Origin of the sequence: Streptomyces sp. NPDC050743 (assembly GCF_044456925.1) — a bacterium.
Classification (GTDB): Bacteria; Actinomycetota; Actinomycetes; order Streptomycetales; family Streptomycetaceae; genus Streptomyces.
Map to the genome: position 1 here is coordinate 1 of NZ_JBITGJ010000173.1, position 9,704 is coordinate 9,704.

12 protein-coding genes and 1 pseudogene are annotated in these 9,704 nt (G+C 66.6%); 6 read left to right on the forward strand and 7 right to left on the reverse strand.

The features are described from left to right. Positions 1 to 120: 120 nt before the first annotated feature. Positions 121 to 432: a transposase gene (locus tag ACIBJF_RS49510; protein ID WP_399184465.1), complete on the reverse strand. Its 312-nt coding sequence runs from the start codon at positions 430 to 432 to the stop codon at positions 121 to 123. 59 nt (positions 433 to 491) lie between these two features. Between ACIBJF_RS49510 and ACIBJF_RS49515 the strand changes: the two genes are divergently transcribed. After that, positions 492 to 644 (forward strand): hypothetical protein, encoded by a 153-nt coding sequence (locus ACIBJF_RS49515; protein WP_399184466.1) that lies wholly within the window; start codon positions 492 to 494, stop codon positions 642 to 644. A 182-nt stretch (positions 645 to 826) separates the two neighbouring features. Here the strand turns inward: ACIBJF_RS49515 and ACIBJF_RS49520 are convergent, their stop codons facing one another. The 4 genes from ACIBJF_RS49520 to ACIBJF_RS49535 all read right to left on the reverse strand — a co-directional run bounded on the left by ACIBJF_RS49520 (position 827) and on the right by ACIBJF_RS49535 (position 3,817). Further along, entirely contained in the window at positions 827 to 1,771 is a 945-nt protein-coding gene (locus ACIBJF_RS49520; RefSeq protein ID WP_399184467.1) for an NADP-dependent oxidoreductase, read from the reverse strand. Positions 1,772 to 1,876: 105 nt separating this feature from the next. Beyond that, positions 1,877 to 2,383, reverse strand: coding sequence for a GNAT family N-acetyltransferase (locus tag ACIBJF_RS49525; protein WP_399184468.1), 507 nt, complete (start codon positions 2,381 to 2,383; stop codon positions 1,877 to 1,879). A 29-nt stretch (positions 2,384 to 2,412) separates the two neighbouring features. Next, entirely contained in the window at positions 2,413 to 2,853 is a 441-nt protein-coding gene (locus tag ACIBJF_RS49530; RefSeq protein ID WP_399184469.1) for a GNAT family N-acetyltransferase, read from the reverse strand. 46 nt (positions 2,854 to 2,899) lie between these two features. Continuing rightward, positions 2,900 to 3,817 (reverse strand): NADP-dependent oxidoreductase, encoded by a 918-nt coding sequence (locus ACIBJF_RS49535; protein WP_399184470.1) that lies wholly within the window; start codon positions 3,815 to 3,817, stop codon positions 2,900 to 2,902. 1,464 nt (positions 3,818 to 5,281) lie between these two features. Between ACIBJF_RS49535 and ACIBJF_RS49540 the strand changes: the two genes are divergently transcribed. Further along, positions 5,282 to 6,556 (forward strand): MFS transporter, encoded by a 1,275-nt coding sequence (locus ACIBJF_RS49540; protein ID WP_399184471.1) that lies wholly within the window; start codon positions 5,282 to 5,284, stop codon positions 6,554 to 6,556. A gap of 18 nt (positions 6,557 to 6,574) precedes the next feature. On the opposite strand, the pseudogene ACIBJF_RS49545 reads toward ACIBJF_RS49540, so the two are convergent. Next, positions 6,575 to 6,739, reverse strand: a pseudogene (locus ACIBJF_RS49545) (peptide-methionine (S)-S-oxide reductase); the annotation flags it as partial. A 134-nt stretch (positions 6,740 to 6,873) separates the two neighbouring features. On the opposite strand from ACIBJF_RS49545, the gene ACIBJF_RS49550 reads away from it, so the two are divergent. From ACIBJF_RS49550 to ACIBJF_RS49565, 4 genes are all read left to right on the forward strand, one after another. After that, positions 6,874 to 7,002, forward strand: coding sequence for a hypothetical protein (locus tag ACIBJF_RS49550; RefSeq protein ID WP_399184472.1), 129 nt, complete (start codon positions 6,874 to 6,876; stop codon positions 7,000 to 7,002). A 151-nt stretch (positions 7,003 to 7,153) separates the two neighbouring features. Then, positions 7,154 to 7,753: a sulfite oxidase-like oxidoreductase gene (locus ACIBJF_RS49555; RefSeq protein ID WP_399184473.1), complete on the forward strand. Its 600-nt coding sequence runs from the start codon at positions 7,154 to 7,156 to the stop codon at positions 7,751 to 7,753. Then, positions 7,723 to 8,466 (forward strand): ferredoxin reductase, encoded by a 744-nt coding sequence (locus ACIBJF_RS49560; protein WP_399184474.1) that lies wholly within the window; start codon positions 7,723 to 7,725, stop codon positions 8,464 to 8,466. Before ACIBJF_RS49555 ends, ACIBJF_RS49560 begins: the two co-directional genes overlap by 31 nt. Positions 8,467 to 8,479: 13 nt before the next feature. Next, complete coding sequence (locus ACIBJF_RS49565; protein WP_399184475.1) at positions 8,480 to 8,791, forward strand: DUF6510 family protein; 312 nt, start codon at positions 8,480 to 8,482, stop codon at positions 8,789 to 8,791. 137 nt (positions 8,792 to 8,928) lie between these two features. Here the strand turns inward: ACIBJF_RS49565 and ACIBJF_RS49570 are convergent, their stop codons facing one another. Beyond that, a complete protein-coding gene (locus ACIBJF_RS49570) occupies positions 8,929 to 9,258 on the reverse strand; it encodes a hypothetical protein (protein WP_351812083.1) in 330 nt (109 codons plus the stop codon). Positions 9,259 to 9,704: the final 446 nt, after the last annotated feature.

Consider the following 9,704-nt stretch of genomic DNA (forward strand, 5'->3'; position numbering starts at 1 on the left):
CCCGGACGGTGCCGAGGGCGTAAGACCACCCGAGCCGCCGGCTCCGGCGGCGGCCTGAGCCGTAAATCCCCGCTCAGCCCTGGAGGGCGACGCATCCCCTCCCTTCAGGGAGGGGAGCCTTCAAAGCCCATGAGCTGCGGAACAGGGCGCACGAGACGCTGCCTGGTCAGTGAAGCGTGGGCCGACCAGATGCTGGGCGCGGCTTGCCCTTGGACACGACCACCGGCTCGAACTCGGACCCCTGCGATCGCGTGGCACGTCCATGGTGGCCGGACCGGCCACTGTGGTCACCGTCCTGGAGCAGCTGTCATTGCGGGAGTGGCCCGAGCACCGTCCGGCGGGATCTCCGGCCCAGTAGCCGAGGTGGTCGGCCATCTCCGCCTGCAGGGCTCGCTCCAACACCGCGTTGAATCGGGATCGCGTACATGCCAATCACCTCCCCGCCGACGCGTCTGAGCGTTCGGCGGGTCCTCCTCGATCGCGGAGTGCCCGTGCAAGCCGCTGACGGTGTCGGCTACGTATACGCCATCGGCCTCCACGGCCAGAACAGCTACGCGAAGATCGGCTCCACGACATCACCGGGGACCAACGGGACGCACTACTACGCGGGTGTCCCCCATGGGCTGGAGCTGATCGACTTCTGACTCACCCTCCCCCTGACTACCTACGGATCGAGAAGCGCACCCTGGCGGCGCTGCCGCACGCTCATCTCCTCCGCCACGCCCCGAAGCGAGTACTTGCGCGATCTCCCCTACGAGCGGGCACGTAGGGGAGATCGCCGAAGCGGCATACCTGAGGAAGAACGGTCGCCGCCTCTGGGCCCTCCTTACCGGCGAACGCGGATGATCGTCTTCCCATTGATCCGCTCGGTAGGGTTGAAGGCGGCCACAGCATCGTCGAGGGTTGCGACTTGGCCGATGTTCGTCCGTAGCTGTCCGTTCTTCACGCGCCGCGCGATCTCACTGAGTTGCGCGCGATCGGACACGACAACGAAGTCGATCGCCCGGCCGTTGGCCGGGCGCTCCTCGGGCGGCCCGGCGACGGTCACCAGCATTCCCTCGGCTCGAACCAGACCCGCGGACCGCTTCCCGATGGCACCGCCGAAGACATCGAATACCAGATCGACGCCGCCGACATCTTCCAGCGCATCGTTCTCAAGGTCGACGAACTCCTGTGCGCCGAAGTCGAGCGCCAGCTGACGATGGGCAGCGCGTCCGGTACCGATGACGTAGGCGCCGGCCTCACGTGCGAGCTGTGTCGCCATCGAGCCGACCGCGCCGGCCGCACCGTGCACAAGGACGCTCTGCCCCACCCCGAGGTGGCCGTGCTCGAACAGCCCCTGCCACGCGGTCAGGCCAGTCATCGCGAGGCCCGCCCCTACCGTGAAGTCAACGTCGCCAGGCAACGGCGCAAGGTTGCGCGCCTCGACGACGACAAACTCTGCCAGGGTCCCGTCGCGGGTCCAGTCGGTGAGGCCGAAAACCCGCTGTCCGACCGACAGCCCCGCCGTTCCATAGCTGAGGGCGGTGACCACACCGGCCACCTCGTGGCCCGGGATTGATGGCGTGCGGTCACGGCCGAGGCGATCGATCCAGGTCGAGGGCCACTCCAGTTCATCCCCAGTGAATCCTGACGCATGAACTTCAACGACGACATCGCCGTAGTTGGCGCCTTCAAGACTGGCGAGCCCCGCCGTGTCCGGATCGGGTCGCTCCACTAGCCTCATCCCTGCCGTTCCCGCGGCACGGTCGGTCACCACGATCGCTTTCATCTGAATACCTCTCTCCGCAACAGCCCTCGTTGAGCTCGATGCTCGTCCGCGCCGGCCGTCTCCGGACTCGCTGGACGACTCGAAGCACGTTTGAAAGACGGACGGCTACATCCAGTCGTGCTCGAGCGCGGCGATCTGCCTCTCGTCGTCCGGGCCGGCCGCGGGACCGTGCTGGTGGTCCGGCCCGTCTGCGGGTTCGTGCTGTGGGTGGGCGCCGGAGCCCGGATGAACCTTGTCGATGAGATCGAGGTATCGCGGGTGGCGGGCAATGAACTCGCCCACAACCGGGCAGATGATGGTGATCTTCTTTCCGCTCTCGCGGATCTCGTTCAGCACGCGAGCGATGAGCTCCGTGGCTACCCGCTTGTGGCGGTAGGCGGGGTCGACCCAGGTCGTCAACAGTACGACGCGGCCGCCGACGAACCGATATTGGAGTTCTGCGATCGCTTCGGGACCGAGGGACGCGGTCCAGCGACCGCGCTCCGCGTCGTTGGCGATATCGAGCTCCCAGGCGGACTCGGCCTCACGGAGACCGGTCTCGTCCAGAGCAGCGATGAGGGCCGCGTTGTTCTGTTCACGAAAGGCCGCCTCGGCCTCGATGTTGGTCGTCACTGTCGAACACCTTCTGTCAGCGGGTTGGTTCAGGACTGGTGCGTCCCTGTGGTCGCCCCCGGGTGCTGAGGGTCGATGAGGTCCGCATACTCGGGGTTGTGCTCGATGAAGGTGCGCACGATCGGACACGTGATGGTGACCGTCATTCCTCGCGTGCGCACGTCGTCGAGGACGCGTCGGATCAGCTCGGTGGCGACGCCCTGTCTGCGGTACTCGGGGAGCACTGAGGTGGCCATGAGCACGAGTCGGTCGTCGCCGGCTTCGTTGTAGGGCAAACCGGCGATCTCGGTGTCGCCGACGATGGCCTCGTAGATGCCGGTTTTCTCGTCGTTGACGACGTGGAAGTCGAACGCGGGGGCGTGAGGATGATCGATCACCTCGTCGACGAGGACGACCTGGTCCTGACCGAGGGTGCCTTTCCCGTCGGGGTACTCGATGGCGTAGCGGGTCCGTTCGGTTGGCTCGGTCATGGGCGTGTTCCTTCGTTGCTTGCTGGTTCGGGGGTATGCCGTGTGCTTACGGGCGAACATGGATGATCGTCTTCCCCTTGACCCGCCCGGTGGGGTTGAAAGCGGCAATGGCCTCGTCGAGGTCCGCGACCCGGGCGATGTTCGTGCGCAACCGACCGTCCCGGACCCGCTGGACGACCTCACCCAACTGCGTTCGATCGGCCTCGACGACGAAATCGACCGCCAGGCCTTCCTTCGGCTGCACCTCGGGCGGGTCGGCGATCGTGACCAGCATCCCTCCGGCTCGGACCAGGCCTGCTGAGCGCTTGCCGATGTCACCGCCGATCACGTCGAAGACCAGATCGACTCCGCCGATGTCTTCCAGTGCCTCGTTGTCCAGATCGACGAATTCCTTCGCGCCGAAGTCGAGTGCGGTCTGCCGGTCGGCAGCACGTCCGGTGCCGATTACGTAGGCACCGGCCTCGCGGGCGAGCTGCGTCACCATCGAGCCGACGCCACCGGCCGCGCCGTGCACGAGGACGCTCTGCCCCACCTCGAAGCGGCCGTGCACGAACAACCCCTGCCACGCGGTGAGACCCGAGATCGGCAGGCTCGCACCCACGGTGAAGTCGACATCTCCCGGCAGCGGCGCGAGGTTACGCGCTTCGACGGCCACGTACTCCGCCAGGGTGCCGTCGCGAGTCCACTCCGCGAGCCCGAACACCCGCTGTCCCACCGACAGGCCCCTCGTGCCATAGCCAAGAGCGCTGACCACCCCTGCAACCTCGTGCCCAGGGATCGACGGCGTCCGGTCACGGCCGAGCCGATCGGTCCAGGTCCCGGGCCACGACAGCTCACCGGGGGTGAATCCCGACGCGTGAACCTCAACGAGAACGTCGTTCCCGCCGGCCTCCGGCTCCGGGCGCTCTTCCAGCATCATCCCGGCCGTTCCCGCGGCCCGATCCGTCACCACAATCGCCTTCATTCGGTACCTCCCTGCATCCGGTCTTTGCCTGCGCGGCATGGACGGTCCGGTTACAACTGGACCTTCAAGTCCACATTAGTACGGAGCCATGTCGCCCGGCAGGTCGGGCCGGCGGGCTTGATCGTCGTTAGAGACTTGCCCGGCCACAGCCCCGATGCATCTACGCGCGACGCCGACCCCACCCCCGTGCACTACGGGTAAGGCCTGCGCAGGCTTGGGTTTCTTGCTTCTCACTCGCGTCCTGCAACCGCCGCTCGCTGCCGCACACTCCGCCCTGTGGCCCCGATGGGTGCGCCACTGCTTGGAGCCGACTGAACTGGACGATCGCGTCCACGTTAGGATGGCGGAGCACCGTTCGACAAGGATCAGCGGATGATCCCGTGCTGCGGCGCTGGTCGGCAGGGTTCGACAGTGCGAGCAGCGCGAAGCCCGCCCTGGGTCTGACGTCGTCAACGTTGCACCTGTCCGCGCCTGGGCGACGCACCTCCCGATTGGAGCCTGACATGTCTGGGACTGAGGGATCTGCGGTAAGCCACGGCGACCGCATCAAATGCAGCCGACATCACGGAAGCGGTGACGAGAGCACCATTCACCTACACCGACGGGGCATCACAGGCGTTCACTCACGACGGGCCCACCACCTACGTCGAGAAAGGGAGCCAATCGTCCAGAGAGGGGGGAGTAGTAGACGATCAAGGGCGGTTTTGGTCTTTCTGGCCGCCCACCCACCGTGCCACCTACGACGTCTCGCGGATCACAGGTGCCGATGGCTATGTCGCCAGCGGTGAATCGCGGAGGGACGTTTGAGGGACGGTACACCTCCGGGTTCGCCTGATTCCCGGGATGAGGCCTACCCTCGCGCTCTTCTTGCGAGAGATCTCCGTAGAGGCTGTATCCGTTGTATTCCCAGAATAGGCGCTCCGGCCCCAGAAGCCCGGGTCGTTGTCGGAGCTCGTCAGGCTTCGGGGCCACGTCGCGCCGCCGTGGCAGACGGCCCATACTGTGTGCCCGACATGCCCACCCTGGTGGACACCCGCCCTAGCCCGGTACGGGAGCCCTGCTACCGACAGGTACGTGGTACGGCGGGCCGACCGCAGGAGAGACAGCGCCACCAGCACCGGTGCACGCATCCGACCGGCGAGGCAGAGCGGCCCTCTCGCCCGTGGAAGCCTCCAGGCGCGCCGGGGGGAGTTGGGCGGTGCTCGACCAACCGACGGCGCGGCGTCTGCATCGGACATAGATCCCCTGTAGATCGAGCGTTGGTCGACTGGAAACAGACCTGCACCAGAAGCCGGTGGCGGTCTGTTTCTCCTCGTCGGTGTGGATTTCGCTGTAGGCCAGGCGGGAGTGGCCTCAGGCAGCAGCGGCGCATGCAGGCAGCCGGCTGCTTCGGGAGGCCGCCGAGGAGCGGGCGAGATCGCGACATTGGCCGGTAAGACCGCGCCGTGGATGGACGTAAACCAGATGGACGACGACGCGACAAGGGAAAGGCACGGCTCGATGCAAGACGTAGCACCATTGATGAACGTGGCTCGCGGGAGCAGAACGCTCCGGCTGGCATTCTCATCTGCGGTGGTCTCCCTGGTGGCCTCGTTCGCCGCGTTGGTCACGCCGATTCCCCTGTTCAACACCTATCGGGCTGAGGACGGCTTCACCAACGCCGACATCGCGCTGGCCGTCGTCGCCAACTCCGTCGGCACTATCGCTGCACTATTGGTGCTGGGACGGCTGTCCAATCATCTGGGCCGACGACTCACCGCGATCGCCAGCCTCGGCCTGCTCATGCTGGGCTGTCTGCTGCTGCTCAACGTGCACGACATCGGCATTCTGCTGGCCGCTCGGCTACTGATGGGTGTCGGAACGGGGTTGGCCAGCAGCAGCCTCACCTCCTACATCGTCGACGCCGCGCCCAGCAGGCCGACCTGGTTGGCCTCCGTCGCGTCCAGCCAAGGACCAATGCTCGGCCTCTCCCTCGGCGCGATCGCCTCTGGCGCCCTGGTCCAGTTCGGCCCTTGGCCACGCCACCTCATCTACCTGGTTTCCGCCGGACTCCTCGTCCTGTCCGCCGCACTCATCGTCATCAGCCCCGAGACCGCGAAGCCGACGCCCGGCACCTGGCGATCACTCGTACCCCGGGTCCGCGTACCGGCCCGGGTCAGTCATCTACTCCCCGTCGCGGCCGCGGTGTTCGTGGCTACCTGGACAACCGGGGCCTTCTACCAGGCCTTCATGCCTGCCCTCGTCGAAGACCAACTCCACACGCACAGCTCGCTCATCCTCGGACTGGTGTTCGCCGCCTATATGGCCCCCAGCGTTCTCGGCGCCCCCCTCGGCGGCCGGTTCACATCCGCGGCGGCCCAACGCACCGGCATGCTCATCTTCCTGACCGGATGGATCGGCATCATCACAGCGATCAACGTAGGCACACTGGCGTTGTTCATCGCCGCAACCATCGTGGCAGGCGCCGGCCAAGGCATCGCCATCACTGCCGCCACCCGCGGCCTGCTGTACGGCAGCACCCTCGCCGACCGGGCACCCATCTTCAGCGCGATCTACCTCCTCTGCTACGTGGGCGCCGCCCTCCTCAGCTTCATCTCCGGGCAACTCTCCAACACCTTCTCGCTACCGCAGATCGCCCTCGGGTACGGGTCACTCGCCCTCGTTGCCACCATGATCACTGTCCTCGCTGCACACAACCCGCATACAGGCCCGACCGGGAACATCCAGCATGGTGAGTAATCATGCCGAGCCTCACCGTCAGAGGATTGCCGACGTGCTGTCGGCAACGGCTGCGTTCAGCCGCCGCCGACATACGCGACATCCAACGCCGCGTCTGAGGTAGTTCTGGTGCTCGGGCTCCGCCTCCCAGAACGTGCCAGCTGGCACCACCTCCGTGGTCACCTTCCCGGGCCACAGGCCCGAGGGCACTGACGTCGACCGCCGCCCGGCCGGCGACCCGGCAAGCCACTGGCAAGCTGAGGAGCTTGCCCAGGCCGCATGGGAGGCCATCGACAGGGCCTTTGTGCACGTCAGCGGCATGTCTTCGCGGCGGTGTCATGCACGGCGTTCCTCCGGGACCGTTGGCCGCTGAGTTCGACACCCGTCCGAACGCGCTGTACAAGACCATGTTCGACGCGCGCAGGAAGCTGCGCGCTCAATTGGCGGCCGCCGGGCACTTCGACTGACTGCGCAATGTCTGGACCGACGTCGCGCCGAAGGCCGGAGGTGCGGCTGAGGGCTGTGGGAGAGAAGGAAGATAAGAGGCGTATGTTCCCCGTCGCTGATACTTTTTAGGGGCGCTAGCCCTGCTTACGACGAGCCGATTGGACGGCCAGCATGGCGATCATCTCGCGCGGTTTCCACGGCCGACGGCCGCCCGCAGGCAGGAAGCTGCCACCCGGACAGTACGAGACCACGGGCTTTCCGGTCCTCTCGGCCGGGCCCACGCCGTGCATAAGCACAGACAAGTGGGAGCTGTCCGTCATCACGGAGACCGGGAGGCGGCACAACTGGGACTGGGCCGCCCTCACGAAGCTGCCGTCGGAAACCCCGACGGCAGACCTCCACTGCGTGACCAAGTGGTCGAAGTTCGGCACCCGGTGGCAGGGGGTGTCTTTGGACGTCCTGCTCGCCGATGTCGAGACGGCTGCGGAGTACGTTCTCATCTCCTCCTACGGGGGCTATACCACGAACCTCCCGCTGGAGGATCTTCTGGACGGCAAGGCCTGGATCGCGTACGGCTACGACGGCCGGCCGCTCGCCCCCGAGCATGGCGGTCCGGCCCGACTGCTCGTCCCGCACCTCTACCTCTGGAAGTCTGCGAAGTGGGTGCACGGACTGGAGTTGCGGGAGAACGACATCCCGGGGTTCTGGGAGAGCGCCGGCTACCACAATTACGGAGACCCGTGGCAAGAACAGCGGTATCGAGGAGACTAGGCGATCGGCTCCGATGGAGGGTCGCCGAGGTGGCAGAACGTCGCGCTGAGTCCGCGACGGCCGTCACGCTGGTGCTGGAGGTGCCGGAATGGCCCGGCCATCTGGCAGGCCAGCATGTGGACATCCGGCTGACCGCGGAAGACGGCTACAGCACACAACGCAGTTACTCCATCGCTTCGGCCCCGGACGGAACGCGCCTGGAACTGACAGTGCAGCGCGTCTTTGAGGGCGAGGTCTCTCCCTACCTGGTCGACGAGCTCATGCCCGGCGATCAGCTGGAACTGCGGGGACCGGTCGGAGGCTGGTTCGTCTGGCAGCCGGAGCAGCAAGAACCGATCCTGCTCGTGGCCGGAGGCTCCGGGCTGGTGCCGCTGATGTGCATGATCCGCTCGCGGCGTGCAGCCGGCAGCCGGGTTCCCTTCCGGGCGCTGTACTCCCTGCGATCGCCGGCCGAGCTGCTGTACGGGCCAGAAATCCGCCAAGGAACGCCAGGGGTCGACGTCACACACATCTACACCCGGGAAGCGCCACAGCAGTCCGCGCGCCCCCCGGGCCGCATCACACCCGACGACCTGGTACGCCACGGATGGCCACCGGACTTCGCGCCCACCTGCTACGTCTGCGGACCCACGGCATTCGTCGAGAAGGCAGCTGCCTACCTGGTGCTCCTCGGACACGACCCCCAGCGAGTCCGCACAGAGCGCTTCGGCTGAGGAGAGGACTGAGATGACGGCAGGCACACCGGCAGACGCTGGTATCCCACGCGACGCAGAGGGCGGCTACATCGACGGCAACGCGCTGGCCGGCCCTCTGGCCGAACTCTTCGCGGTCGACTTGACAGCAGCGACCAGCCAGTGCGCACACTGCAGCAACACAGGGCCCGTCGCACTCCTGCACGTATACCGCGAGGCACCGGGACTGGTAGCCCGCTGCCAGCAGTGTGGACAAGTCATGCTACGTCTGGTGCGCGCACCGGAGACGGTCTGGCTAGACATGAGCGGCATCACAGTACTGTCGATCCCCGTCGGCGCCGACTGAGGCACCCATGGCCTCCCCTGCGGAGGGGCACGCCGTCGGGGCGGCAAGCTCGGTGGTGCCCGCCACGACCGGACGGCGGGGCCGCTGGGAGCTGGTGGGCCACCGCTCGGGTTTGTCACCTCAAGCGCAACCTGGGGCTACTGGAAACGGCCGTCGAAGCAGGTACCGCTCCTCAGGTCGGAGAACCGAAGGCCGACGACTGCTCCCCCTTCCACAACCCAGCGCAGGTCGTAGGACGCTTGGTAGGAGGGCGGCCAGAAGGAGCAGAAGTGCCCATTCTCGTCGACGGACCAGGTGCCCTCCGTCTGGCGTCCTGCCTCGAAGTAGGAGGTGCTCCCGTCGGGTTGGAAGGTCTGGGTCGTGCCATCGCCGTAGGCCAGGCGGCCTGCGGTGACAGCGGTGGGGATCTGCTCAGGCAGCACGATGGCGCCGTCTTCTGCGTGCAGGTTGTCAATGTTCCTGGTCACTGTGCAGTCCTTCTCCCTGGCCCGACGGTTCCGTTGCTCGTGAGGTCCGGCGGGCGTCTTCTGGCTCACCGCGGCGAAGATCCCATTGGAGGGGGTCTGCTCTATTGTCTTGGCCGCCTCCGATCCGAGGGGACTCGACCCCTTGGGCGCTGCAGCACATGAGCGCTTTCCGTACTGCTGTACACGGGTATCGGCTGGGGCCCTGCTGGGCCCCGAGCCGCAAGACGGGGCGCCGAGCCGCCGTGCCGTTCGAGCTCCGGGGCCCTGCCCCGGTTGCCGGTCATCGGCTCTCGCCGGCGTCTTCTTCCGTCGTCTCGAAGACGCTCAGGTACTGGCCGTAGCCCTCCTGCTGGTCATGTCCCCTGTGGTGGTGTAGCGAGGTCGATCTGATCTTTGGTTTGGGGGTAGATCGTGTCCATGCTTCCCTCGGGGAGATAGCGGCGAGG

Coding starts and splice junctions, on each gene's coding strand:
- ACIBJF_RS49550 (WP_399184472.1), top strand. CDS start 6,874: ATGCACGGCGTTCCTCCGGGACCGTTGGCCGCTGAGTTCGACACCCGT.
- ACIBJF_RS49520 (WP_399184467.1), bottom strand. CDS start 1,771: ATGAAAGCGATCGTGGTGACCGACCGTGCCGCGGGAACGGCAGGGATG.
- ACIBJF_RS49535 (WP_399184470.1), bottom strand. CDS start 3,817: ATGAAGGCGATTGTGGTGACGGATCGGGCCGCGGGAACGGCCGGGATG.
- ACIBJF_RS49540 (WP_399184471.1), top strand. CDS start 5,282: ATGGACGACGACGCGACAAGGGAAAGGCACGGCTCGATGCAAGACGTA.
- ACIBJF_RS49565 (WP_399184475.1), top strand. CDS start 8,480: ATGACGGCAGGCACACCGGCAGACGCTGGTATCCCACGCGACGCAGAG.
- ACIBJF_RS49555 (WP_399184473.1), top strand. CDS start 7,154: ATGGCGATCATCTCGCGCGGTTTCCACGGCCGACGGCCGCCCGCAGGC.
- ACIBJF_RS49530 (WP_399184469.1), bottom strand. CDS start 2,853: ATGACCGAGCCAACCGAACGGACCCGCTACGCCATCGAGTACCCCGAC.